The sequence below is a fragment of the Streptomyces sp. NPDC007929 genome (assembly GCF_042959065.1).
Taxonomy (GTDB): Bacteria; Actinomycetota; Actinomycetes; order Streptomycetales; family Streptomycetaceae; genus Streptomyces.
This window is the reverse complement of sequence record NZ_JBIBKD010000005.1, coordinates 1-23,977: the sequence shown is the minus strand read 5'-3', so window position 1 is coordinate 23,977 and position 23,977 is coordinate 1. Positions and strand designations below refer to the sequence as shown.

General features: G+C 72.2%; 17 protein-coding genes, 1 tRNA gene and 1 riboswitch. Of the genes, 8 read left to right on the top strand and 10 right to left on the bottom strand.

Going from position 1 to position 23,977, the window contains the following annotated elements; all coding sequences use genetic code 11:
• Positions 1-205 precede the first annotated feature (205 nt).
• The 3 genes from ACFZDE_RS17470 to ACFZDE_RS17460 form a co-directional block, all read right to left on the bottom strand.
• Positions 206-709 carry a MarR family transcriptional regulator gene (locus ACFZDE_RS17470; protein WP_391200539.1) on the bottom strand — a complete coding sequence of 168 codons (504 nt, stop codon included), beginning with the start codon at positions 707-709 and terminating at the stop codon, positions 206-208.
• Positions 710-828: 119 nt separating this feature from the next.
• Complete coding sequence (gene ribA, locus ACFZDE_RS17465) at positions 829-1,470, bottom strand: GTP cyclohydrolase II RibA (RefSeq protein ID WP_390998057.1); 642 nt, start codon at positions 1,468-1,470, stop codon at positions 829-831.
• Between the two features lie 143 nt (positions 1,471-1,613).
• A complete protein-coding gene (locus tag ACFZDE_RS17460; RefSeq protein WP_390998054.1) occupies positions 1,614-2,129 on the bottom strand; it encodes a MarR family transcriptional regulator in 516 nt (171 codons plus the stop codon).
• A 121-nt stretch (positions 2,130-2,250) separates the two neighbouring features.
• Here ACFZDE_RS17460 and ACFZDE_RS17455 point away from each other — a divergent pair, with 121 nt between their 5' ends.
• The 4 genes from ACFZDE_RS17455 to ACFZDE_RS17440 all read left to right on the top strand — a co-directional run bounded on the left by ACFZDE_RS17455 (position 2,251) and on the right by ACFZDE_RS17440 (position 6,214).
• A complete protein-coding gene (locus ACFZDE_RS17455) occupies positions 2,251-3,381 on the top strand; it encodes a dihydrofolate reductase family protein (protein ID WP_391200538.1) in 1,131 nt (376 codons plus the stop codon).
• Between the two features lie 98 nt (positions 3,382-3,479).
• Positions 3,480-3,553, top strand: a tRNA-Met gene (locus ACFZDE_RS17450).
• Positions 3,554-3,876: 323 nt separating this feature from the next.
• Positions 3,877-4,033, top strand: a riboswitch (cyclic di-AMP (ydaO/yuaA leader).
• An 11-nt stretch (positions 4,034-4,044) separates the two neighbouring features.
• A complete protein-coding gene (locus ACFZDE_RS17445) occupies positions 4,045-5,091 on the top strand; it encodes a peptidoglycan DD-metalloendopeptidase family protein (RefSeq protein WP_391200536.1) in 1,047 nt (348 codons plus the stop codon).
• A 178-nt stretch (positions 5,092-5,269) separates the two neighbouring features.
• Positions 5,270-6,214 (top strand): aldo/keto reductase, encoded by a 945-nt coding sequence (locus ACFZDE_RS17440; protein ID WP_391200535.1) that lies wholly within the window; start codon positions 5,270-5,272, stop codon positions 6,212-6,214.
• Between the two features lie 121 nt (positions 6,215-6,335).
• Here ACFZDE_RS17440 and ACFZDE_RS17435 read toward each other — a convergent pair whose 3' ends face one another.
• From ACFZDE_RS17435 to ACFZDE_RS17420, 4 genes are all read right to left on the bottom strand, one after another.
• Complete coding sequence (locus tag ACFZDE_RS17435; RefSeq protein ID WP_391200534.1) at positions 6,336-7,730, bottom strand: PrsW family glutamic-type intramembrane protease; 1,395 nt, start codon at positions 7,728-7,730, stop codon at positions 6,336-6,338.
• Between the two features lie 59 nt (positions 7,731-7,789).
• Entirely contained in the window at positions 7,790-8,653 is an 864-nt protein-coding gene (trmB, locus tag ACFZDE_RS17430; RefSeq protein WP_391200533.1) for a tRNA (guanosine(46)-N7)-methyltransferase TrmB, read from the bottom strand.
• Positions 8,654-9,053: 400 nt separating this feature from the next.
• Positions 9,054-10,259: an L-2-hydroxyglutarate oxidase gene (gene lhgO / locus ACFZDE_RS17425; protein ID WP_390998039.1), complete on the bottom strand. Its 1,206-nt coding sequence runs from the start codon at positions 10,257-10,259 to the stop codon at positions 9,054-9,056.
• A 74-nt stretch (positions 10,260-10,333) separates the two neighbouring features.
• A complete protein-coding gene (locus ACFZDE_RS17420; protein WP_390998036.1) occupies positions 10,334-11,758 on the bottom strand; it encodes an MFS transporter in 1,425 nt (474 codons plus the stop codon).
• 927 nt (positions 11,759-12,685) lie between these two features.
• On the opposite strand from ACFZDE_RS17420, the gene ACFZDE_RS17415 reads away from it, so the two are divergent.
• Positions 12,686-14,803 carry an asparagine synthase-related protein gene (locus ACFZDE_RS17415; RefSeq protein WP_391200532.1) on the top strand — a complete coding sequence of 706 codons (2,118 nt, stop codon included), beginning with the start codon at positions 12,686-12,688 and terminating at the stop codon, positions 14,801-14,803.
• 56 nt (positions 14,804-14,859) lie between these two features.
• On the opposite strand, the gene ACFZDE_RS17410 is transcribed toward ACFZDE_RS17415, so the two are convergent.
• Together ACFZDE_RS17410 and ACFZDE_RS17405 are read right to left on the bottom strand one after the other, a co-directional pair.
• The gene (locus tag ACFZDE_RS17410; protein WP_391200530.1) at positions 14,860-16,812 is read right to left on the bottom strand and encodes a sigma-70 family RNA polymerase sigma factor; all 1,953 of its coding nucleotides are present in this window, start codon (positions 16,810-16,812) and stop codon (positions 14,860-14,862) included.
• Between the two features lie 284 nt (positions 16,813-17,096).
• Positions 17,097-17,867 carry a TetR family transcriptional regulator gene (locus ACFZDE_RS17405; RefSeq protein ID WP_391200529.1) on the bottom strand — a complete coding sequence of 257 codons (771 nt, stop codon included), beginning with the start codon at positions 17,865-17,867 and terminating at the stop codon, positions 17,097-17,099.
• A gap of 376 nt (positions 17,868-18,243) precedes the next feature.
• Between ACFZDE_RS17405 and ACFZDE_RS17400 the strand changes: the two genes are divergently transcribed.
• A complete protein-coding gene (locus tag ACFZDE_RS17400; protein ID WP_390998025.1) occupies positions 18,244-19,623 on the top strand; it encodes an FAD-dependent oxidoreductase in 1,380 nt (459 codons plus the stop codon).
• Positions 19,624-19,797: 174 nt separating this feature from the next.
• Entirely contained in the window at positions 19,798-21,465 is a 1,668-nt protein-coding gene (locus tag ACFZDE_RS17395; protein ID WP_391200528.1) for a SpoIIE family protein phosphatase, read from the top strand.
• Between the two features lie 18 nt (positions 21,466-21,483).
• Here ACFZDE_RS17395 and ACFZDE_RS17390 read toward each other — a convergent pair whose 3' ends face one another.
• Entirely contained in the window at positions 21,484-22,749 is a 1,266-nt protein-coding gene (locus ACFZDE_RS17390; RefSeq protein WP_391201328.1) for an MFS transporter, read from the bottom strand.
• A 122-nt stretch (positions 22,750-22,871) separates the two neighbouring features.
• Between ACFZDE_RS17390 and ACFZDE_RS17385 the strand changes: the two genes are divergently transcribed.
• Entirely contained in the window at positions 22,872-23,432 is a 561-nt protein-coding gene (locus tag ACFZDE_RS17385; protein ID WP_390998020.1) for a MarR family transcriptional regulator, read from the top strand.
• Positions 23,433-23,977: the final 545 nt, after the last annotated feature.

Here is a 23,977-nt window from a genome sequence, read left to right as displayed (position 1 = left end):
GGGGGTGTGCTCCGGCAGGGGGCGGGGGTGTGAGGGGGGAACGGGTCGGGGGTGTGAGGGGGCGGCGGTCGAAGGGCCCCGGAGGGGTGCGGTGCGGGCCGGGCGTTGGGAGGGCGGCTGGGGTGTGCGGGGGTGGCCGGGCGTGGGAGGGCGGCCGGGGTGTGCGGGGGTGGCTGGGTGTTGGGGGCAGCGGGTAGTTCGGGTGTCAGCTTCGTGTGCCGTCGTCGGGGCCGCGGGTGGTGTGCTGGGTCGCCAGGAAACCCCGCAAGCCCCTGCTCAGGGCCGCTCGTTCGGGTGGGGTCATCGCCGCCAGGGCCGTGGCCAGGGCCTGGGCGCGGCGGGTGGCGACGTCGGCCAGGACGTGTTGTCCGTGTGTCGTGAGCCACAGTTGGACCTCGCGGCGGGTGTCCGGGTGCGGGGCCCGTTCCAGCAGGCCTGCCGCCGCCAGGCGGTCGCAGAGGCGGCTGGCCGTGGGGAGGCCGATGTCCAGGCCGTCCGCCAGAGCCGTCAGGTTCAGGCCCGGCGCCGACTGCACCGTGCGCAACGCGCGCAGCTGGTGGGGCGACAGGCGCAGCGACGCCTCCTGCGCCGCGATCGACCACAGCGCCGCCAGGCGCTCCACGGCATCGGCGATCTGCGACGCGACGGCCTCCGGGCCATCGCCCGGGCCTCTCGCCCGGTGGTTGCCGGGGCCGCCGAGATCGGTCACGAAACGGTCACTTCCATAAAGCTCCGGGTACTGATGAGGTCGCCCTCTTTCAAAGGCTGTACCCGAGGAACAGAGGAGCAAGCAGCCCGCTTCGGAGCCCGACCGGACCGGGGGTCGGCTCAGCCGGCGCTGAGTTCCGTCAGCGCGGCGAGCGGCAGCGTGTGCTGCGTCTGGAGGACCTTCGCGCGCAGGTAGCGGACGTTGTGGGCGGTGGTGAAGACACCCGTCGGGATCCGGTCGCGGACGTCCACGCCCAGGGTCCGCAACTGGTCCGCCTTGTCCGGGTTGTTGGAGAGCAGGTCCAGTTCGCCGATGCCCAGGGCCCTGAGCATCTGGGCCGCTGCCGTGTAGTCGCGGGCGTCCTCGGGCAGCCCGAGCGCCGCGTTCGCCTCGTACGTGTCGAGCCCCTCGTCCTGGAGGGCGTACGCGTCGAGCTTGTTGTAGAGGCCGATGCCCCGGCCCTCCTGGCGCAGGTAGAGGAGTACGCCGCCGCGCTCGGCGATGCTCTCGACCGCCTCGCGCAGCTGCGGACCGCAGTCGCAGCGGGCCGAGCCGAACACGTCCCCCGTCAGGCACTCGGAGTGCAGCCGCACCAGCGGGACCGGGCCGGGCTCGCCGAGGACCACGGCCACGTGCTCCTGGCCGTCGACCAGCCCGTGGAAGGTCACGAGCTCGGCGTCGGCCTCGTAGCCGTCGTGGAAGCGCAGCGGGACCCGGACGCGGGAGCGCGGGGTGGCGATGACGGCGGGGGTGTCGGGCATGCGGGGCCTCCGGGTTCCGTTCCTGTTCGGCTGCACAGTCGTTCTTGCTTCAGATTTGAAGCAGGTCCATGATCGGAACCCTACTCGTGCTTTAAATTTGAAGCAATGGGAGGTGGTGGGAATGTGGCTCTGTGTGATGCGCGTCACGAACAGGCCGAAGACGACCTCCGCCGCCACGGCACGTCGTCCGCCGCAGGCCGCGCGCCGTCCTCCTGGAGTCCCTGCGCGATCGCCGTGGAGATCTCCTCCAGCTGCCCCACCTGCTCCTCGCTGAGCCGGTCGAACAGGAAGCCCCGCACGGTCTCGACGTGCCCGGGTGCCGCCCGCTCCAGCACGGCGAATCCCTCCTCCGTCAGCGCCGCGACACTGCCCCGCTTGTCCTGGGGGCAGGCCTCGCGCCGCAGCATCCCGTCCTTCTCCAGTCGCGTGACCGCGTACGTCAGCCGGCTGCGCGTGATCTTCAGCCGCTCGGCGAGATCGGTCATGCGCAGCCGCTGTTCCGGGGACTCCGACAGGACGGACAGGATGGAGTAGTACAGGTGCGGCATGCCGGCGTCCTGCTGGAGTTGCCGGTCGATCGCGTCCTCCAGGAGGAGCGAGGCGGCGATGTAGGCGCGCCAGGCGCGCTGCTCATCGGGGCTGAGCCAGCGAGTCGTCATGTCGCCAGTGTAGGTTTGTTTCAAACTTGAACCAAGCCCGTCCCGCCGCCGCCACTCCGTCCCGCCGCTCCTCTCCTTCTCGACACTCCTTCCCGCCGTCCCGACCAGCCGCGGAGCACCGATGCCCCACCCGTACGTCCTGCTGTCCGCCGCCGTCTCCCTGGACGGCTACCTGGACGACACCGGCCCCGACCGGCTGCTGCTGTCCAGCCCGGCCGACTTCGACCGGGTCGACGAGGTCCGGGCCGGCGTCGACGCCATCCTGATCGGCGCCGGCACCATCCGCGCCGACAATCCCCGGCTGCTGGTGAACTCGGAGCGGCGGCGGGCCGCCCGCATGGCCGCGGGCAAGCCCGAGTACCCCCTCAAGGTCACCGTCAGCGGCTCCGGAGACCTCGAACCGGACGCCCGCTTCTGGCACACCGGCGGCGAGAAGGTCCTCTACACCACCGACCGGGGCGCCGAGCGTGCCCGCACCCTCGGCCTGGCCACCGACGTCGTCCCGCTCGGCGCCGACCTCGACTGGCGGCGGCTGCTCACGCACCTGCACGACGTCCGGGGCGTGGAGCGGCTCATGGTCGAGGGCGGCGGCCTGATCCACACCCAGCTCCTCACCCAGGGCCTCGCCGACGAACTCCAGCTGGTCCTCGCCCCGCTCTTCGTGGGCGACCCCCGGGCTCCCCGCCTCTTCGGCCCCGGCGGCTACCAGGGCGGCCGGCTCCGGCTGCTGGAGTCACGGCGGATCGAGGACGTCGTGCTGATGCGCTACGAGCCGACCGCCCCGGGCACCGGCCCCCTCCCCGTCGCCGCCGACCACCACTGGCTGGCCCTCGCCTGCGAACTGGCCTCGCAGTGCCCGCCGTCGGACACGGCGTTCAGCGTCGGCGCGGTCGTGGTCGCCGACGACGGTACGGAACTGGCCCGCGGCCACTCCCGCGAGGCGGGCGACCCGGTCGTGCACGCCGAGGAGGCGGCCCTGGCCAAGCTCGACCCGGCCGACCCGCGCCTGCCCGGCGCGACGGTGTACAGCAGCCTGGAGCCGTGCGCCCGCCGCGCCTCGCGCCCCGCCCCCTGCGCCCGGCTGATCGTCGACGCGGGCGTACGGCGGGTCGTCACGGCCTGGCGCGAGCCGGACACCTTCGTGACGGACGCCGACGGCAGCGGCCTCCTCGCGGCCCGGGGGGTGGAGGTCGTCGTCCTCCTGGAACACGAGGAGCGGGCCAAGGCCCCGAACCGTCATCTGGTGGGCTGAGTGCTGGCGGGGGGTGGGTGTGTGACCGGGGCGATCGGGGGCCGGGCGGTGGTGTGCGCGAGTGGTCCCGCGGATGGCGTACACTAGTGACACAACGACGCGGGGTGGAGCAGCTCGGTAGCTCGCTGGGCTCATAACCCAGAGGTCGCAGGTTCAAATCCTGTCCCCGCTACTGAAGGCCGAGGGCCGGAATCCGAAAGGGTTCCGGCCCTCGGTGCTTTTCATCGGCCTTCATCTCGGGGGCCTTCCTGATGCTTGCCCGTGGAGCGCTACGGTCGGTGAGCGAACCGTGCCGTTCCGCATAACAACTGACACACCGTCAAAACCCGTCAGTCACTTGCGGTGCGGTCAACTCGCCCGATTTGGGCCAGTCATGGCAGGTAAGTCCGCGCGAAAAAGGTTAATGATCAAGCGGAACCGCTGGAATACCCCTCGCGCCTCCATTAACGTTCGATAACGCAGCGCGGTCGTCCCAGCCGTCACAGAAGGCGGCTCCGTGCGCACGCGCCGAATCCCGAAAGGGAACCGGGGAACCACCACTTGGGGTGAATCGGGCGGATACCACCGTGGAAGCACGGCAGGTATACGCGCGTAGGAGACCTTCCTGCTCCGAACCCGTCAGCTAACCCGGTAGGCGAGAAGGAAGGAAAGGAGTACGCCCACGTGGCGTCCAACCGGCCTGCCCCCGCGGCCCCGTATGCGCCGAAGCGCGAGACCGACACCTTCGGCTTCGGCGGTCAGCGCACCGACGAGGGCCCGTTCCAGGAGTGGAACCCCACCGAGGAGTCCATCCGTCCCGTCCGTGGCCGGCACCGCGTCACCAAGCAGCGCGGCGGAGGTCTCGCCCGCAGCTCCACCGTCCTGGGCGTCGGCGTCATAGCCGCCGTGGGCGCCGGCGGCATGGCCAGTGCCCAGACCGGCAAGCCCCCGGTGTCCATCTCCGTGCCGGACCTGCCCTCGGTGGGTTCCCTCATCTCGGACGACGACACCCCCGAAGGTTCCGCCACCCCGCTCAGCAGCCTCGGCACCACCACCGCGGACACCGCGGAGGGCACGTCCGGCGCCCGCGCCCGCGCCGGCGCCGGTGACGCGCTGCGCGCCCGGATCATGGCGCAGGTCGAGCACCAGCAGGAGCAGATCGAGACCAAGGCAGCCGAGGACGCCGCTGCCGCCGCCGAGAAGGCGGCCGAGGAAGCCGTCGCCAAGGCGGAGAAGGAAGCCAAGGCCAAGGCCGCCGAGGCCAAAGAGAAGGCGGAGGAGGAGGCCAGGAAGAAGGCCGAGGCCGAGCGTCTCGCCGCCCTGGCCAAGCAGTTCACGCTGCCGACCTCCTCGTACACCATCACCTCCAGCTTCGGCCAGGCCGGCGCCTACTGGTCCTCCGGCTACCACACGGGCCTGGACTTCGCCGCCCCCACGGGCACGCCGATCAAGGCCGTGCACAGCGGCACCATCACCGAGGCGGGCTGGAACGGCTCCTACGGCTACAAGACCGTCCTCACCCTCGATGACGGCACCGAGATCTGGTACGCGCACCAGTCCTCCATCGGCGTCAGCGTCGGCCAGAAGGTCAGCACCGGCGACGTCATCGGACGCGTGGGTGCAACGGGCAACGTCACCGGGGCGCACCTGCACCTCGAGGTCCACTCCGGTGGGTCCGCCAGTGGCATCGACCCGATGGCGTGGCTGCGGGGCAAGGGGCTGAACCCGTAAGCGGAACCACTGTGTTGAAGCATCGGCGGCCCTGACTACGTCTCCTCGACGTCAGGGCCGTCGGCTTTGTGGTGGGGGGCGTGGGGCGTGGGGCCGTGGGGCGTGGGGGCCCTGGGTTTACGGGGGTTTTGCGTTCGTTGTGGAATGGGGCGCTCCCGTACGGTCGTTGACACCGAGCATGACGTCTCTTCGCAAGCTCGGCACTTCCGACCTCGAGGTCTTCCCCCTCGCCCTCGGCGGCAACGTCTTCGGCTGGACCGCCGACCAGGAGCAGTCGTTCGCCGTCCTCGACGCCTACACCGCCGCCGGTGGCAACTTCGTCGACACCGCCGATGTCTACTCGGCCTGGGTCGACGGCAATCGGGGCGGTGAGTCCGAGACCATCCTGGGCGCCTGGCTCGACGCGCGCGGCAACCGCTCCGACGTCGTCGTCGCCACGAAGGTCAGCCAGCACCCCGACTTCCGGGGCCTGTCCGCCGCCACCATCAAGGCCGCCGCCGACGCCTCACTGCGGCGGCTGCGCACCGACTACATCGACCTGTACTACACGCACTTCGACCAGCCCGACGTGCCCGTCGAGGAGATCATCGGCGCGCTCGACGAACTCGTGAAGGCCGGCAAGGTGCGGCACATCGCCGCCTCCAACATCTCCGCCGAACGGCTGCGGGCGTCCCTGGCGTTCTCCGACCGCGAGGGCCTCGCCCGGTACGTCGCCCTCCAGCCGCACTACAACCTCGTCTCCCGTGACACGTACGAGGGCGAGCTCCAGGACCTCGCCGAGCGGGCCGGACTCGCGGCCGTTCCGTACTACGCGCTCGCGGCTGGTTTCCTCACGGGGAAGTACCGGCCCGGTACGGAGGTCGAGAGCGCGCGGGCGGGCGGTGCCGCCAAGCATCTGGAGACCGAACGGGGGCGGCGGGTCCTCGACGCCCTCGACAAGGTCGCCGCCGCGCACGGCGTTCCTGTCGCCACCGTGGCTCTCGCCTGGCTCGCCGCCCGGCCGACCGTGGCGGCGCCGATCGCTTCCGCGCGGACGGTGGAACAGCTGCCCGCCCTGCTCGGTGTCGGGGAGCTGACGCTCTCGGAGACGGAGGTGGACGCGCTTACGGCGGCCTCGGCTTGAGCGGGGACCGCGCTCGGGTGCGGGGTGGCCTGGGGCCTGGGGCCTGGGGCCGGGGAGGGCTGGGCGGTCGCGGTGGCCTGGTGGCGGTGGGGGGTTTGAGGGGTTTGAGGGGTTTGCGGGGTCAGAGGCGGTACGGGTTGTACGCGGGGTACGGGGTGTAGCCGTACGCCGCGTACGGGGTGTACGCGGGGTACGGCGCCCGCTGGTGGCCGTAGCCGTACACCCCGTACACCGGCCAGGGTGGGACCGTCACCGGGACCGGAGGCGCGGTGACCCGGGCCGCGTGGTCCAGCGCCGGGCGGGCCACCTCCCGGCGCCGCCACAGCTCGCCCAGCAGGTCCCGCTCCCGTACGGCGAAGTCGGCCCCGGGGTTGCCCCGCCCGGCCCGGTGCCGCAGGAACGCCAGGGACGTCGCGTACGCCTCGTACCGGGCCACCTCCCGGGCCACCTCCCGGGCCGCCGCCCGGCCCGCGTGGCGGCGGGCGTACTGCCGGGCGATCCGGCGGGCCCGCATCGAGCCGAGCGCGTACGGCTCCGCCGGGGTCAGCCAGCCGGCCGCGGCGTAGGCCGGCAGCTCCGCCCGTACGGTCCTCAGCTCCCGCTGCCGCGTCCAGATCACCAGCCACGTCAGCAGCCCGAAAATGGGCACCATGAACGCGGCGTAGACCGCGAAGAAGCCGTACTCGCCGAAGGCCGACGAGCCGTTCCACATCGCGTGCATCCCCATCGCCAGCAGCAGCCCGCCGAGCGGGAACGCGACGCGGCGCAGCGGCCCGCGGTGCGCCGCGAGGGCGGCGATGCCGAAGCCGATGCCGGTGAGGACCGTGAACAGCGGGTGTGCGAACGGCGACATCACGATGCGCACGAAGAAGGTCGCCGCCGTGACGGAGGCGATGCCGCTGCCGCCCGTGAGCTGGTCGGTGCCGAAGGCCGTGCCGAGGTAGAGGATGTTCTCGGTGAACGCGAAGCCGGTGGCGGTCACCCCGGCGATGACCACCCCGTCGACGATGCCGGTGAAGTCGCGGCGCCGGAAGAGGAAGACCAGGAGGACGGCCGCGGCCTTGGCCGACTCCTCGACCACCGGCGCTATCACCGTCGCGCCGAGGGTGTCCGCGCTGGACGGGTCCGCCGTCGCCGTCGCTATCCATCTCGTCGCGAAGCTGTTGGCGACGATCGCTATCAGCGCCGCCGCACAGGCGCCCCAGGCGAAGCAGAACAGCAGGTTCCGCCAGGGGCCGGGCTCCACCCGGTCCAGCCAGCGGAACGCGGCTATCAGCAGGGGCACGGGGAGGACGGCCAGCCCCAGCCCGACCAGGAACCCTTCCGTGCCGGTCTCCTCGCGGACCAGGGCGAGAATGACCAGGCCGGATATCGCGAGCAGTGTGCACAGCGCGCCGTAGCGCACCCAGGGGTGATGCCACCAGTGGGCGTGGCGGGAGGGGCCGGTGGTGTCCGGGCCCGTGGTGGCCGGGCCGGTCGGGCCCGGGCCGGTCGGAGGTGGGGGGCTGGTGGCCACGGCATTGACCCTAACGACGGATGGGCGCTGTCCGCAGGCGGGAGAGGTGCCAGGGGTGGTCAGGCGCCGGCGGGGGGCTGGTCCACGTGCTGTACGCGGCGGAAGAGGAGGTCGTTCACGACATGTCCCTTGTCCAGTCCCTGGCCCTCGAAACGGGTCAGCGGACGGAAGTCCGGACGCGGCGCGAAACCGCCGTCCGCCTGTGTGTTCTCGAAGTCGGGGTGTGCCGTGAGAACCTCGAGCATCTGCTCCGCGTAGGGCTCCCAGTCGGTGGCGCAGTGGACGATGCCGCCGGGCCGGATGCGGGTGGCGGCGAGGGTCAGGAAGTCGGGCTGGATGATCCGGCGCTTGTGGTGGCGCTTCTTGGGCCAGGGGTCCGGGAAGTAGACGCGCAGGCCGTCGAGGGAGTCCGGGGCGAGCATCTCGCGCAGGAGGATGATCGCGTCGCCGTTGCCGACGCGAATGTTGGACAGGCCGTTGCGGTCGGCGAGGTTGAGCAGGTTGCCCTGACCGGGGGTGTGGACGTCGACGGCGAGGATGTTCGTCGCGGGGTCGGCGGCGGCCATCTGGGCGGTGGCCTCGCCCATGCCGAAGCCGATCTCCAGGACGACGGGGTTGTCGTTGCCGAACAGGTCGGGCAGGTCGAGGGTCCGGCTGCCGTCGATGTCGAGGCCCCACTTGGGCCACAGGCGCTGGAGCGCGTCCGCTTGGCCTGCGGTGACGCGGCTGCGGCGGGGCTGGAAACTCCGGATCCGCCGCTCGAAGTGCGACCCGGCGGGGTCGGCCTTCGGGCCGTCGGGGAAACGCGGCTCGCCCTTGGCCCGGGTACGCCGGACGGAGACACCCGGGGTGTGGGGGTGCGGGTTCGGGTGTGGGTGCGGCTGCGGGTTCGGGGTTTCGGGGGTGTTCGCGGAGTCAGACACAGTGCCCTGATTTTACGGCGGCGCGTTCTCGCGTGACGCCGGTGGTGGGTCGGGGCCGCGCCGGGGGGTATCCGTCCTCGGAACGGCGCGATGGGGCTTCATACCGACTCACTCCCCGTTGACGCGCCAACCGCTGCGGGCGGACACCCCCCGACACGACCCCTTACGTACGACGGCGGCTGCGGGCACGCGCGCCCTAGCTGCGGGCATGCGTGCCGCTAAGGGCGGCACGGGTGGGCGGTGGGGGTCCCCCCTGCTCGAGCGGAGCCGAGAGCTTGGGGGAGGCACCCCGCTACGCCGGGCTGCGGACCCACCCGGCCCCAGCACCGACGCAGCAGCACGTGGCGATGCCGGGCTGCGGACCCACCCGGCGTCAGCAGCAACGCCGCGTCCCCGGAGCTCACAGCGCGTGCAGCGCTCGGCGGGCCACCTCTCGCCCGATCGGCAGGGACGCCGTCGCCGCAGGAGACGGTGCGTTGAGGACATGAACCGTCCTCGCGCCCTCACGGATCAGGAAGTCGTCGACCAGGGTCCCGTCACGGAGAACCGCCTGCGCGCGCACCCCCGCGGCCGTCGGAACCAGGTCCCCCTCGGACACCCCGGGCAACAGCCGCCCCACCGCGTCCGTGAACGCCGTCTTGGACAGGGACCGCCGCAGCTCACCCGCCCCGTACCGCCAGTGCCGGCGGGCTATCCGCCAGGAACCGGGCCAGGCCAGCGTCGAGCCCAGCTCGCGCAGCCGGACCGTGCCCCACCCGTACCCCTCGCGGGCCAGGGCCGGCACCGCGTTGGGCCCGACATGCACGCCCCCGTCGATGCCGCGCGTGAGGTGGACCCCGAGGAAGGGGAACGCCGGGTCGGGTACGGGATAGACCAGGCCCCGCACCAGCTCAGGCCGGGCCAGCTCGTAGTACTCGCCCCGGAACGGCACGATCCGCATGCCCGGGTCGTCCCCGGTGAGCCGGGCGATCTCGTCGCACTGCAACCCCGCGCAGTTCACCAGGACCCGCCCGCGTACGACATCGCCCGCGGCCGTGAGCACGGCGACTCCCCGCTCGGGGCGCCGGTCGACCCGCACGACCCGGGTGCCGTAGCGGATCTCCGCGCCCGAGCCGTGCGCCAGCTGGCGGGCGACCGCGACGAAGTCGCAGATCCCGGTCGTGCCCACGTGTATCGCGGCGAGCCCGCGCACCTCGGGCTCGTACTCCGCGATCTGGGGGCCGCCCAGCTCCCGCACCGGAATGCCGTTCTCCCGGCCTCGCTGCACGAGCGCGTGCAGGCGGGGCAGCTCCGCGCGGTCCGTGGCGACGATCAGCTTGCCGGTGACCGCGTGCGGGATGCCGTACTCGGCGCAGAACTTGACCATCTCCGCGGCGCCCTTCACCGCGTAGCGCGCCTTGAGGGAGCCGGGGCGGTAGTAGATGCCGCTGTGGATGACGCCGCTGTTGCGGCCCGTCTGGTGGCGGGCCGGGCCCGGTTCCTTCTCCAGGACGGTGACACGTGTGCCCGGTGCGGCGCGTGTGATCGCGTACGCCGTCGACAGGCCGACGATGCCGCCCCCGATCACCAGCACGTCACAGTCGTATGTGGTCCGCACTCGCCCCACCTCCCGCTTCGATAGTGCACTGCGCCACTGACAATGCCTTCAAACGCGGGGCGGGCCGTATGCCTGTTCCGGGTTTACGCCGGAGCCATCAGCAGGGGTCGTGCACGTTCACGGAGCTCCACCACCCGGGGCTCGTCCCCGTACGGCTCCAGGCGGTGCAGGAGGTCCTTCACGTACTCGGTGGTACGGGCCGAGGAGATCCGCCCGGCGACCTCCACCGCCCGCACCCCCTGCTCGCACGCCGCGTCCAGGTTCCCCGACTCCAGCTCCGCGACCGCCGAGACGACCAGGCGCAGCCCGTGCGAGCGGACGAACTCCTCGGTCGGCTTCGACAGGGCCTGCTCGGTGAAGCGGCGGACCTGGCGGGGCGCCTTCAGGTCGCGGTAGCACTCGGCCGCGTCGGCGGCGAAACGGTCGTAGGAGTAGAAGCCGAGCCAGCTCGGGTCGTTGTCGCCGGGGCGGGCGCGCTCCAGCCAGCTCTCGGCCGCCTTCAGGGCGCCGCCGGCCGCCGGGGCGTCATTCGCGCGGGCGTGCGCGCGTGCCTCGACGAGGCGGAAGAAGCTCATGGTGCGGGCCGTCGCCAGTCCGCGGTTGCGCTCCAGGGCGGCCTGGGCGAGGTCCACGCCCTCGTCGCCGAAGCCGCGGTAGGTGGCCTGGAGTGACATGGAGGCCAGCACGTAGCCCCCGAGGGGGACGTCCGCCGCCGCGCGGGCCAGGCGCAGGGCCTGGATGTAGTAGCGCTGGGCCGCTTCCTGCTGGCCCGTGTCGAAGGCCATCCAGCCCGCCAGCCGCGTGAGTTCGGCGGAGGCGCCGAACAGGGCCCGGCCGACCTCGTCGGAGTAGGAGCCGAGCAGCAGCGGGGCGGCCTCCACCCGTAAGCATTCGGGCACCATGGACGAACGCCAGTCGCCGCCGCCGTACTTGGAGTCCCAGCGCCGCGCGTCTTCGGCGGCCTCCCGCAGTTTCTGCACATCGCTGTGGCCGACTTTGAGCGGTGCGCCGGAGCCCTCGCCGGGGCCCACGTCACGCGCGACCGAGCTGTCGGCCGGGGTTATCAGCCATCGTGAGGCGGGCGTTGCGTATGCGCTCACCGCGAACGATCCGGCGAGCGACTGCCAGATGCCTCCGGAACCGGCCCGGCGGCCGGCGAGGTCGAGGCGGTACAGCTCGGTCGCGGACCTGACCGCCTGGCCGACGTCCCGCGGGAAGGCGAGGCCGACTTCGGGTGCGGGGTCCGCGTCGGCCAGGCCGATCTCGTGCAGTGGCACCGGCCGGCCGAGTTTCTGGCCGATGGCGGCGGCGATGAGGTGCGGGGCGGCACCCTGGGGCACCATGCCCTTCGACACCCAGCGCGCCACAGACGTCTTGTCATAGCGCAGCGTCAGGCCGCGCTGGGCGCCAAGATCGTTGACGCGCCGCGCCAGACCCGCGTTGGAGATTCCCGCGAGGGCGAGAACGGCGCCGAGTTTTTCGTTCGGCCCGCGTTGCTCCCTGGACATGCGCCACCCCTCGACACAGACGGCTGCCGCACTGGCATAACCGCGCGGCATTCGTAAACCCAGCGTAGTTCGCCGGATCCCAAGCGTTAAGGGGCATTGTTCCGGTTGGCGGGATTGTGGTCCGTACTGAAGTACGGTTCAGATACGGGCTGTTGCGATGTGCTCCCACTGTGTGGCCGTGCGCCTGTCCGTGCGCTCTTCTCCGGCCACGGCGGGAGCGGTTCCATGGTCGTTGCGTGGGTCGGCCCGCTGTACTGGATCCAGTGGGCTGGGGGACACCGCCGCCTACATCCCCGCGGGCGGCGGAACGGTCCGGGAGGCGTGCTCCGTCTCCCGGACTGCGCGACCGGGTGGCGTCACGCCGGGCCTGTACGGAGCGTGTTCGAAGCTGCTCCCGTCGCGCCGATTTGGCTGAAAATCGACCCCGCCGATCGCCGGGTATCAAGGCTCCTACCACGGCACTTGAGGGCGCGTCGGGCGTGAACAGGGCGCGTTTCGGGGGCGCATTCGCGTCGCAGTCGTACCGCGGACATGTCGCGGGCCTGCCTTGATTCTTGGCGAGTTCTTCGGTGCGCTGTGCTGCTTCGTGGTGGCGGGGGTGGTCGGGGGCGGCTTGTTCGGTGCTTCGTTCGGTGCCTCGGTGGGTGCTTCGGTGGGTTCCTCGGAGGGTGCTTCGCCGGGTGCTTCGGTCGGTGGTTGGTTCGGTGGCTGGTCGTCGTTTTTTTGTTCCTCGTTCTTGTCTCCTCCGTCCGAGTTCGTGGGCGGTGTGCGGGTGTTCGGGAGGTTCGGGGTGGTGTGGGTGGCTCCGCCGGGGCGCATTCGGCGGAGCGCAAGCGGCGTCGGCATCCTCTGGAACGCTTCCTTCATGGCAGCATGGTGAACCGGTTCGTACGGTGCACTGGTTGTCCACAGCCTGTGGAGGCGGCGATGCGGTGGTTGGTGGGATGGAGCAGCACCGCCGCGGGAGCCGTCGCTGCCGGTTCGGCGGGGGCGACCGGCAGCGAGGGTGAGACGCTGCACCCGGTGGGGTCCCAACTCCTGTGGGGTGATCCCGATCCGCTCTGGGCGGTCGGCGACTGGCGCCCCGACGAGGTACGCGTCGTGAAAGCCGACGACCGGACCAGGATCGCCGTCCTGGGCATCTGCGGCGCCACCGACGAGCAGCTGCGCGTCGCGCTGTTCGCCGCGCGCGGTGGGGCACTTCGGCATCTGACCGCCTGGCCGGGCAGCTACACCGCGATCGTCCAGGTCGGCAGGCGGATCACGGTGTGCGGCGACCTCGCGGGCGCACGGCCGGTGTTCCACACGCCGTGGGCCGGCGGTACGGCGTACGCGACCGCCGCGCTGCCGCTGGCCGACCTCATCGAGGCCAACCTCGACTTCGGGCATCTCGCCGCGCTGCTGGCCGCTCCGGACGTGCCCGCCGCGCTGCACGACTCCACGCCGTACGACGGCGTGAAGCGCATTCCGCCCGGGCATGCGCTGATCCTGCGCGCCGGGGCGCGCGAGATCGCCGGGTATGAGCCGGTCGCCTCACTTGCCGTCGCAGCGCCCCCGGCCGATCCCGACAGCGCGGTCGACGCGGTGCGCGACGCGCTCGTGGAAGCCGTACGGACGCGGCTGTCCGCTCCGCGGCACGTCCCGGGCATGGACATGGACCCGGGCCCCGTGCCCGGCATGGGCCCCGCCGAGCGACGGGCCGCGCGCGGGATGCCGGTGCCGGGGATCGGCGCGGACCTGTCCGGCGGGCCGGCCTCCGGGTCACTGGCGCTGCTGGCCGCCGGGCTCCCCGGTATGCCGGGCACGGTGCTGGGGCACGGCACCGGCGCGGGCGAGCGGCTGCTGGCCGTCACGTTCAACGACCTCGCCGTCGCGGGGCGGGAGGCCGAACTGGAGCGGGCGGGCGCGCTGGCGGCGAACCCGCGGCTCCACCACGTCGTCGTGACGGGCGGCGAGGAGACCCTCCCGTACGCCGACCTGGACGGGCCGCTGACCGACGAACCCGGGCCGTGCCTGGTGTCGGCGGCGCGGCACCGGGCCCGGCTGGCGGCGGGCAGTGCGGACCACTTCACGGGGTACGGGGCGCGGCAGGTCCTGGACGCCCATCCCGCGCGCCTCGCCGACCTGCTGATGGACCGCCGTCGGCGTCATCTCGTACGGCCGGTCGCCGCGCTGACCAAGGCGGACGGGTCGGTGCTGGTGCCCGCGCGGGTGTACGCGGCGGCGCGCCGGCTCTCCCGTACGCCGTACCGGTCCGGGCTGGAGTCCCTCGCCGAGCGTCTCCTCGGTCCTCGCTCCGACGATGGCCTCGACGCGCCCGGTGGTGCGCTGGACGCCTCGCTCGCCGCGCTGACCTGGGGCAGACCCGGGCCGGCCGCGCGCTGGCTGACGGGTGAGGCACTCGCTGAAGTATCGGTTCGCCTTCAGGCGGCGACCCCTCGGTCCGAGCTGGTGGGGCCGGGGCAGCGGCCGGGTGACTTCCGCGCCCGGGCGGCGCTGGCGCGGCATGCGGCGGACCTGCGGGTGCTGGAGCAGGCCGCGGAGGTCCGCTTCCAGCGGCTGCACGCGCCGTTCCTCGACAACCAGGTCGTCCGGGCGGCGCGGGCGTTGCCCGAGGCGCTGCGGGTGCGGCCGGGGGCGCGGGCGGCGATCCTGCGCACGGTGCTGGAAGGGGCGGGCGTCCGGGAGTTGCCGCCCGGCTGGGGTGCGCCGACACAGGCGACCGCGGCGGCCGCGGAGCGTACGGGGCTGCGGGTGGCGTCGGATTCCCTGGTCTCCCTGTTCGACACACCGCTGCTGGCGGAGGCGGGTCTGGTCGAGGCCCGTGTGGTCCGCAAGGCACTGCGGGGCGCTGCGGCGGGCGAACCCCTGCCCCTGGACGGCCTCGCGGACTTGGTCTCCCTCGAACTGTGGCTCCGCCGCCTGCTGTCCCGCCGCGGCACCTGCTGGACGGGCACCCCTGCCAGACAACGAGCCGTACCAGCGGGAATCGCCCCGCAGCGGGGGGCGTTGGGCGCGGGGGCGGGTGTGGTGCGCCGGGTGTAGCGGGCCTTCGGGTGACGCCGGGCGGTGGGCGGTGGGTCGGGGGCGCGCCGGGGGGCCTAGCCGCAGGTGAACCTGGACTCCGCCCAGTCCACCGGCATCAGGTTGTCCAGAGCGCTGCGGGGTTCCACCACCAGCCGGACCGTGCTGCGCCCGGCGAGGTTCACATGGACGGGCACGGCCGGGTCGCCGCCCTCGACCAGCGGGGACCGCCAGAGCCGGGCGCCGTCGGCGTAGACGGAGAAGTACACCTTGCCGAGCCTCAGCGTCATGTCGTCCACCCCCACGAGGGCGTCGTACGACGAGCAGGAGCGGTTGAGGTCGATGGTGACGGACGAGCGGCCGTGCACGGTGACGCCGTGGGCGTACCGCTGGTCGCCGACCGACAGGCCGGACCGCTTCCAGACCCAGCTGCTCGAATGGATCCGCATCTCGGGCTTCGTACCGTCGCCGTCGATGTCGTACGACAGTTGGCTCCACTGGTAGACGGCCGGGGCGGGCGGCGGGGGCGGCGGGGGAGTGGGAGTCGGTGTGGGGGCGGGGGGTGGTGTCGGGTCGGTGGGCTCGGGTGGGGGAGCGGGCTTGCCGGGGGGAGTGGGGGTCGGGTCCGGGGCCGGGGTGGTCTTGGTGCTCGGTGTCGGCGCGGGGGTCTCGTGGCGTGCGGGGACGATGCCCGGCGGGCGCGGATCCGGGGCTTGGCGTGAAGGGGAGGGCGTGGGTTCGCCCGGGCGTACCACCGACGACGGTCCGGGCGGCGAAGGAGCGGTTCTGGCCTCGTCCTTCGGCTTCTCGTTGCCGGCCAGGGCCAGCACCACCGCGGCCACCACCCCGACGGCGACCACACCGGCCGCGATACCGGCCTTCAACGGCGCGCCGAGCCCTTCGGAGGCCGCCGCACCGCCCCCACCGGCCGAACCGCCGCCCGCCGCACCCGCCCCACCGGTCGTGCCTCCCGCTGCCGCCGCCCCCGCCGCACCGGCCGCTCCCGCGCCCCCGGCGATGAGCCCGGCCGCCTTCGCATATCCGGCGGCGCCGAACCAGCCGATGACCGCGACCGGCACGACCGCCGGGATCCCACCGGCCACTTCCTCGATCTGCACCGCGGCCAGCCGACACTTCGCGCACTCGGACAGGTGCTTGCGCAGCCCCCGCTCGGCCCGGGTGCGCAGCCGACCGCGGGCGTAGGTGCCGAGCTGGTCGGCGTAGCGGGCGCACTCCTCGTCGCCGGTGAGCGCGGCGCTGACGTGGGCCTGGAGGTAGGCCTGTTTGAGGCCCTCGCGGGCGCGGCTGGCGAGCACGCGGGTGCCGTTGGCGTCCAGCCCGAAGAGCATGGCGACCTCGCTGGGCGACTCGTCCTCGACCTCGGTGTGCCACAGCACGGCCTGCCAGCGCTCCGGCAGCGACCGGAAGGCCCGCATGGCCATGGACTGCTCGGCCTGGTGCATCGCCCGTACGTCCGCGCCGAGTTCGAGCGTGTCGTCGTCGGACACGTCGGATCCGCGTGCGGACTGGGTGGCGAACACGGCGAAGTCGTCGACGAGTTGCTCGCGCCGCGCCGACCGTGTCCAGGAGGCGGCGGCGCGTCGCACGGAGGTGAGCAGATACGCCCGCACCGCGTGCGCGGGCCCCGCGCCGCCGCGTACCGCCTGGAGCATGCGGGCGAAGACCTCGGCGGTCAGGTCCTCCGCGGTGTGGGCGTCCTGGCAGCAGGTGCGGGCGTAGCGGCGCACCGCTTGCGCGTGGCGCCGGTACAGCTCCTCGTACGCCGTGTCGTCGCCCGCGCGCATGCTGTCGATGAGGTCGGCGTCGGACGGCGGCATCTCGCGCGGTGGCGGCAGCACGCTGTCCTCGTGCCCGTCGCGCTGGGCCGGGACCGTGCCGTCGGCGGGCTGCCCGCCGGGCGGCACGCTCGCGCGTCCGCCCTGGCTCGGTACCTGCGGCGGTACCGGTCCGGCGGCCGTGGCGTCGCCGCTCCCGCCGTCGCTCGACTCGTCCCGCCCGTCACCGCTCATCGCGGAAAGCCCCCGCCAGCCGCCCAACCCGTCCAGACCACCGGGTCAGCGTGCCATATTGGCATTTGGTCAGAACCCCATCGTTCGGACCATCACTCATCCGTGGGGATTTACCGCACGGCAGTACTAGGCGTCACTCGTGCGGGGAAGGCTTCCCTCTTTCGCCCGGGCCCCGCACGTCCCGCCCGAGCCCCGGACCCGGACGCCCCGGGGCCCGACCGGCCCGGGCCTGTCCGACCCGAACCGCGGGCCCCGAAGCCCCGATGACCGACCGACGCCACGGCTCACGCCGGTCGCGAGCGCAGCCCCTCCAGCAGGATGTCCAGCAGCCGGGCCGACGCGGCCGCCTGCTGGGCGGCGTCCGGCAGCGAGGGCGCGGCCGTGGCGATCACCAGCAGTACGTCCGACACCGACACGTCCGCCCGCAGCTCACCGGCCGCACGCGCCCGGTCCACGAGCTGGCCCACGACCTCCAGCAGCGCCGCCGTCCCGGCGTCGTCCTCGGCCGCGACCGCCGGGACCGCGGCGACCGCCACGGGCGGCTGGTCCGGCACCAGGCGCAGCTCCGTCGTGCCCGGCTGGGTCCGCTGCTGCGGCACCCGCGGGCCGGCGCCGCCGTCCTCGACCGAGACCCGCAGCACCTGTGGCGGCAGCAGCCGCCCGGCGCCGGAGGCCACCGACGTCCGCAGGAAGCGCGACAGCGCCGACCACGGCTCGTCCTCCTGCCCGAGCGCCGCGCGCGCCTGCTCGGTCAGCCGGGAGGTCTCCTCCTCGGCTATCCGCCGCACCAGGACGTCCTTGCTCGGGAACCGCCGGTACACCGTGCCCACACCGACGCGCGCACGCCGCGCCACGTCCTCCATCGGCGCGCCGTAGCCCAGCTCGCCGAAGACCTCACGCGCCGCACGCAGCACGTGCTCCAGATTGCGCTGTGCGTCCACACGCAGCGGCGTCGTCCGCGACGTGTCGCGTCCGTTGCCCGTCGCCGCGCTCATCGTCATACCGCCCGCCGCGAGCGCGGACGCGGGCGACCAATGAGAGTCCTGAACACGCATAAGCATTCCCCCGGTAATGACGTCTCCCCCCGGAGACACTCCCCGCCATTCGATACCGGAGCGAGGGAACGGCCCGGTCCCCGCGGCCCGCCCGTCGCGGACCCCGGTGAGCACATCCCCCTACACCCCGTCGACACACGAACATAGTTGAGAGGGGGTCAATTCAGAAGGGGCAGGTTCCGCACGGAGCGCCCACCGATCGGAGTACGGGCCGCATACGTCCAGAATGTGCCCCCGCGCGCCCCCCGCACCACCCCTTCTGACCTGCATCGATGCACAGAACGTCGCTATTCCGGCCAACTCCGCGCGCTCTCCCGCTCCGGTCACACAATTCGTCGAGGCTGTGGACAAACGCAAGCGACGGGTGCGTCATGGGATGGTGAAGGAACGTGCGCGCATTCTCGTTGTCGGTGGCGGCTACGTCGGGATGTACACCGCCCTGCGCCTGCAGCGCAGACTGAAACGGGAACTGGACCGGGGCGAGGTCGAGATCACCGTCGTCACCCCCGACCCGTACATGACCTATCAGCCGTTCCTCCCCGAGGCCGCCGCCGGCGCGATCTCCCCGCGCCATGTCGTCGTGCCGCTGCGCCGCGTCCTCGACCGGTGCCGGATCCTGATCGGCGAGGTCACCGCCGTCGACCACGCCAAGCGCACCGCCACCGTCACCACCCTCGCCACCGAGGAGGAGGGCACGGGCGGACAGCGCCTCTCCTACGACCAGCTCGTCCTCGCCCCCGGCTCCGTATCGCGCACCCTGCCGGTCCCCGGCCTCGCCGACCACGGCATCGGCTTCAAGACCGTCGAGGAGGCCATCGGCCTGCGCAACCACGTCATCGAGCAGATGGACATCGCCTCCTCCACCCGCGACCCCGCGATCCGCGACGCGGCCCTGACCTTCGTCTTCGTCGGCGGCGGCTTCGCGGGCGTGGAGGCCCTCGGCGAACTCGAGGACATGGCCCGCTACGCCGCGCGGTACTACCACAACGTCCGGCCCGAGGACATGAAGTGGATCCTCGTCGAGGCCTCGGACCGGATCCTGCCCGAGGTCGGCGAGGAAATGGGCCGCTACACCGTCACCGAGCTGCGCCGCCGCAACATCGACGTACGCCTGGAGACCCGCCTCGAATCCTGCGCCGACCGGGTCGCCGTCCTCAGCGACGGCGCCCGCTTCCCCACCCGTACGGTCGTCTGGACGGCCGGTGTGAAACCCCACCCGGTGCTCGCCGCCACCGACCTGCCCCGCAACGGCCGCGGACGCCTCAGCTGCACACCGCAGCTGTCCGTCGACGGCACCACGCACGCGTGGGCAGCGGGAGACGCCGCCGCCGTCCCCGACGTCACCGCCGACGACAAGGGCCGCGAGTGCGCCCCCAACGCGCAGCACGCCGTCCGCCAGGCCAAGGTCCTCGCCGACAACATCGTCCACTCCCTGCGCGGCGAGCCCCTGGAGACGTACGAACACGCCTACGTCGGCTCGGTCGCCTCCCTGGGCCTGCACAAGGGCGTCGCCCATGTCTACGGGCGCAAGCTCAAGGGCTACCCCGCCTGGTTCATGCACCGCGCGTACCACCTCAGCCGCGTGCCCACCTTCAACCGCAAGGCGCGCGTGCTCGCCGAATGGGCGCTGGCCGGCCTGTTCAAGCGGGAGATCGTGTCCCTGGGTTCACTCGAACACCCCCGGGCGGAGTTCGAACTCGCGGCCGGTGGAAAGCCTTCTCTGGATCCCCCGAACAACCCGAAGGGGTCGTCCTGACCGGACCCAGGAACTCCATCGGCCGGCCCGGCGTCTGACGGATGTCGGTCCGGTCCGCGCACTGCCAGACTGGTCCACCATCGCGGGCGTGCCACCACTCGCCCCGGTGCGGGCCCTCAGGGGCCCCGGCCGGTTCCGGTGCCGGCCGCCGACCACTACACGAGGCAAGGATTCGTGAACTTCACGCGCTGGAGCGCCCGGCTCCCCGGAACGCAGCGCCGCGCCGCAGCGCGGACCGAGCATACGGCCTCCCCGGACCGGCGGGGGGAAGGCTCCGTGCCCGCCGCCCGTGCCGAACACCCGACCGACGAGTCACCCTCCGTACCCGGCGTCGACGAACTGCGCGTGCGTGAGGTCCTCGACCGCGTCCCCTCCCTCGTCGCCCTGGTCCACGGCCCCGACCACCGCATCGCCTACGTCAACGACGCCTACACGAGCGCCTTCGGCGTACGCCCCCTGGGCGAACGCGCCCGCGAGGCGCTCCCCGAGCTGGACGCCCTCGGCCTGTTCCCCCTCCTGGACCAGGTCCAGCGCAGCGGCAAGCCGCGCACGGTCAAGTCCCGCAAGGCCCCCGACGGCCGCTCCTACACATTCACCTGCACCCCGGTCACCCAGGACGACGGCAACGGCGGCAGCGAGGGCCGCGGCGTCCTGGTCTTCGCCACCGACGTCACCGACCACGCCGAAGCCGCCGAACGCCTGCGCGCCAGCGAGCGCCGCCAGCGCGAAACGGCCGTCACCCTCCAGCGCTCCCTGCTCCCCCAGGAGCTCGAACAGCCGGACGACCTGCGCATCGCCGCGACCTACCACCCCGGCGGCACCGAAGCCGCGGTCGGCGGCGACTGGTACGACGTCATCACCCTGGGCGGCGGCCGCACGGCCCTGGTCATCGGCGACGTCATGGGCCGGGGCGTGCGCGCCGCCGCGGTCATGGGCCAGCTCCGCACGGCGGTCCGCGCCTACGCCCGCCTCGACCTCCCCCCGCACGAGGTCCTCCAGCTCCTGGACGGCCTCGCCGCCGAGATCGACGCCAACCAGATCGCCACGTGCGCGTACGCCATCCACGACCCGAACGAGGGCAAGCTGATCTACTCCTCGGCGGGCCACCTGCCGATCCTCGTCCGCGACGAGAACGGCACGGTCCTGCGCGCCGAGGAACCCACCGGCCCCCCGCTCGGCACCGGCGGCTGGATGCACACCTCGGGCTCGATCCCCCTCACCCCCGGCTCCACGGCCGTCCTCTACACGGACGGCCTGGTGGAGCGCCGCGACGCTGACCTGGACGAGGGCATCGCCGCTCTGGAACGCGCCCTGGCCGGAGCCACCGGAACCCCTCAGGTCGTCTGCGACCGCCTGGTCCGCTCCGCCGGAGTGACCCCCGACCACGACGACGACGTGGCCGTCCTGGTCCTCCAGCACCCCGCCCGCACCGGAGCCGACGGCGAGCTCTTCCGCAACGCCGCCCTGGAACTCCTGGGCGGTGTGGAAGCGGCCCCACGCGCGCGTGCCTTCGCCTCCGGCGTCCTGACCAGCTGGCGCTTCCCCGCCGACCTGCACGACCTGGGCGTCCTGGCCACCAGCGAACTGGTCGCCAACTCCCTCCAGCACGGCACCCCGCCGATGAGACTGCGCCTGCGCCGCACGGACAGACGGCTGATCATCGAGGTCACCGACGGCGACGACCACCTCCCCAGACGCCGCCGCGCGGAACCGGGCGACGAATCGGGCCGCGGCATCGCCATCGTCGCCACGATCGCCTCGAACTGGGGCTGCCGCCGCACCCCCGGCGGCGGCAAGGCGGTCTGGTGCGAGTTCGCCCTGCCCCGCACCCAGACCGCCTAGAAGGGAAGGGGCCGGGGATCAGACCTCCGCGGAGACGGGCGTCCCACCCCGCGCCACGACCCGGCTCTTGCCGACCCACGGCTGGTCCTGCGCCTCGGTCAGCTGCCGCCCCAACCGCACGGCCAGGACGCTGATCCCCAGCGAGAACACCAGGAACGCCACGATGTACGGCGCGTGCAGCGAAGCCCCCAGCGGCCCGCCCACCGCCGGCCCGACGGCCAGCGCGAGCTGCTTGACCAGGGCGAACGCGGAGTTGTACTGCCCCGCCATCCCCTCCGGCGCGAGATCCGCGACCAGCGGCGCCACGGTCGGCGACAGCATCGCCTCCCCGAGCCCGAACAGCGCGTACGTCGACACGAACGCGGCCGTCGCCATCTCCTGGCTCCCGTGCCCGAGCCCCGCGTACCCGGCGACGGCCCACGCCACGGCCCAGATCAGCCCGACAGCGGCGATCACCCGTGACCGTCGGCGCCGCTCCACGAACCGCAGCACGGCGAACTGCGCGACGACGATCATCAGCGTGTTCGCGGCGAGCGCGGTCCCCAGCGCCGACGTCGAGATCCCGGCGGCCTCGACCCCGTACGCACTGAGCCCCGACTCGAACTGCCCGTAGCAGGCGAAGAACAGCACGAAACCCAGCACGCACAGCTGCACCATGGCCCGATTGCCCATCAGCTGCTTCCAGCTGCCCCGGCCCGAAGCCTGGGGAGCGCCCTCGATCCGCGGCGCGTGCGGCTGCCGCACGGTCACCATCACCACGACCAGCAGCAGGAACATCGCCGCCTCGATCGCGAAGAGCAGAGTGAAGGAGGCGGCGCTGCTGGTGTCGACCAGATGCCCGCCGATCAGACCACCGACACCGAGCCCCAGGTTCTGCAGGAAGAACTGCATGGCGAAGGCACGCGAGCGCGTGTCCGCCGACGAGCAGTCCACGATCATCGTCGCGAGCGCCGGCTGCATCACGGCCTGCCCGGCCCCCAGCAGGGACGCCGACACCAGCACCGCCGCCGCGCTGCTCGCGACCCCCAGGCTGAGCGCGCCGACGGCGGCGGTGACCAGGGCGGTGAGCAACACAGGCAGCGGCCCCCGCCGGACGATCGCCCGCCCGGCGAACGGCAGCACGACCAGCGCCGCCACAGCGAAGACGGCGAGTACGAGACCCGCCGTCATGGCCCCCAGCCCTCGCACCTGCGCCACATAGACGTACAGGTACGGGACCGTGAAGCCGAGCCCGAACGCGCTGAGTGCGTTGCCCACGTGAATGCGGCGCATCGCTGCGCCCATCGCCCTGGTCACGTTCACCTCTCTCACAAGTTAGGAGTGAAGACTTCGAAGCTAAAGTTCGAAGCTAAAGAGTACATATCCAAGGACTTCAAGGCAAAGAACGAGCGTGCGATACTGCGCACATGGGCGACACCCCCGGCCCCAGCGAGCCGACCCTCGAAGAGCAGATCGCCGCGTACCAGCGCGAGTTCCAGGACCTCGATCCCCAGGTCGAGCAGATCGTCTCGGCCCTGTCCCGCCTGAACCGCCGTATGAACGTCGCCTACAGCCGCCAGACCTCGACCCTCGGCATCAGCAACACGGAGTGGGAGGTCCTCAAGGCCCTCGTCCTCTCCGGCGCTCCCTACCGACTGGGCCCGAGCGACCTCGCTAAGCGCCTCGGCCTCACCCCGGCCGCGATGACCCACCGGATCGACCGCATGGTCGCCGAATCCCTGGTGACCCGTGAGCGAGACGAGACCAACCGCGTACGCGTCATCGTGGAGCTGACATCCGAGGGGCGAGAGAAGTGGCTGGAGGCGATGCGCCTGGCGTCGGTCTTCGAGGAGGACCTGCTCCAGGACCTGACCCCCGACGAGCGCACGGCGCTGGGCGAAGTGCTCACGCGTCTCCTACGACGGGTCGAGGACGCCCAGCCGGACGCCGGCGGACGTCTCACCGACCTGGACCGACCTCGGGGCTGAAAAGATCTTGACAGGGGCTGGTTGACAGCGCCCTGGACGATCCGTAGAGTTCTTCGGGTTGCCGCCGAGCCGTAACGGTTCTTCGACAACACTTCCGCCGCAGCAGCGGCACCCAAACCACCAGCTCGACCTCCCGACAGGGTTGATTTCGGCATGCCCGAATTCAATTCGAATTGGGACTCGACGACCGATCGACTCCACACCGGCTTCGATTTGGGAATCGCCGAGAGGGCGCGCTAAGGTTAGGGACGTCGGAACGGCCCAACGGCCGCGAGGACAAACCCCGCTGACCGGGGATCAGGCCCGAAAGGATCTGATAGAGTCGGAACCGCCGGAAAGGGAAACGCGAAAGCGGGAACCTGGAAAGCACCGAGGAAATCGGATCGGAAAGATCTGATAGAGTCGGAAACGCAAGACCGAAGGGAAGCCCGGAGGAAAGCCCGAGAGGGTGAGTACAAAGGAAGCGACCGTTCCTTGAGAACTCAACAGCGTGCCAAAAGTCAACGCCAGATATGTTGATACCCCGTCCATCGGAAACATTCTGA

Bases quoted from the DNA above. Each gene is read 5' to 3' on its own strand.
- ribA (WP_390998057.1), bottom strand. From the start codon at position 1,470: ATGCCCGACACCCCCGCCGTCATCGCCACCCCGCGCTCCCGCGTCCGG.
- ACFZDE_RS17460 (WP_390998054.1), bottom strand. From the start codon at position 2,129: ATGACGACTCGCTGGCTCAGCCCCGATGAGCAGCGCGCCTGGCGCGCC.
- ACFZDE_RS17455 (WP_391200538.1), top strand. From the start codon at position 2,251: ATGCCCCACCCGTACGTCCTGCTGTCCGCCGCCGTCTCCCTGGACGGC.
- ACFZDE_RS17440 (WP_391200535.1), top strand. From the start codon at position 5,270: ATGACGTCTCTTCGCAAGCTCGGCACTTCCGACCTCGAGGTCTTCCCC.
- ACFZDE_RS17420 (WP_390998036.1), bottom strand. From the start codon at position 11,758: ATGTCCAGGGAGCAACGCGGGCCGAACGAAAAACTCGGCGCCGTTCTC.
- ACFZDE_RS17415 (WP_391200532.1), top strand. From the start codon at position 12,686: ATGCGGTGGTTGGTGGGATGGAGCAGCACCGCCGCGGGAGCCGTCGCT.
- ACFZDE_RS17410 (WP_391200530.1), bottom strand. From the start codon at position 16,812: ATGAGCGGTGACGGGCGGGACGAGTCGAGCGACGGCGGGAGCGGCGAC.
- ACFZDE_RS17405 (WP_391200529.1), bottom strand. From the start codon at position 17,867: ATGCGTGTTCAGGACTCTCATTGGTCGCCCGCGTCCGCGCTCGCGGCG.
- ACFZDE_RS17400 (WP_390998025.1), top strand. From the start codon at position 18,244: ATGGTGAAGGAACGTGCGCGCATTCTCGTTGTCGGTGGCGGCTACGTC.
- ACFZDE_RS17390 (WP_391201328.1), bottom strand. From the start codon at position 22,749: ATGGGCGCAGCGATGCGCCGCATTCACGTGGGCAACGCACTCAGCGCG.
- ACFZDE_RS17385 (WP_390998020.1), top strand. From the start codon at position 22,872: ATGGGCGACACCCCCGGCCCCAGCGAGCCGACCCTCGAAGAGCAGATC.